Source organism: Paracoccus angustae (assembly GCF_042648745.1).
In the GTDB taxonomy this organism is placed as follows: Bacteria; Pseudomonadota; Alphaproteobacteria; order Rhodobacterales; family Rhodobacteraceae; genus Paracoccus; species Paracoccus angustae.
Genome location: NZ_JBHRXY010000132.1, coordinates 1 through 566 on the forward strand (window position 1 = coordinate 1; position 566 = coordinate 566).

Here is a 566-nt window from a genome sequence, read left to right on the forward strand (position 1 = left end):
AGCTCGCCCTGCAGATAGTAGTTTTCCAGCAGAATGCGGTTCTTGAGGGTCTGGTGCCAGCGCTCGATCTTGCCCTGTGTCTGGGGATGATTGGGGGCGCCGCGGACATGGGCCATACCATGTTCTTCGAGGTATTCGGCAAGGTCACCGGCGATGTAACATGGGCCGTTGTCGCTCAGCAGCCGGGGCTTGTGCAGCACGGTGACGCTGTCACATCCCGAGGCGGCAAGGGCGATATCAAGTGTCGCGCTGACATCGTCCGCGTTCATGGTGGTGCACAGCTTCCAGCCAACAATGTAGCGGGAAAAGTCATCCAACACGGTGGACAGGTACAACCATCCCCAGCCTGTCACCTTGAGATAGGTGAAGTCGGTCTGCCACATCTGGTTTGGCCGAGAGGTCTTGTCCCTGAACTCGTCCCCGGCCTTGATCACCACATAGGCCGGGCTGGTGATGAGGTCATAGGACTTCAGCAGCCGATACACGGACGCTTGTCTTAAGATTCTTCCTGGCTCCTGTGCGATACGGGAGCCGCTCTCCGGCACCTTATACATGCCGGAGAGCGG

At 58.7% G+C, this 566-nt stretch carries 1 pseudogene; it reads right to left on the reverse strand.

Annotated features, from left to right (window positions below):
* Positions 1–491, reverse strand: a pseudogene (locus ACFOM8_RS23075) (transposase); the annotation flags it as partial.
* Between the last annotated feature and the right edge of the window lie 75 nt (positions 492–566).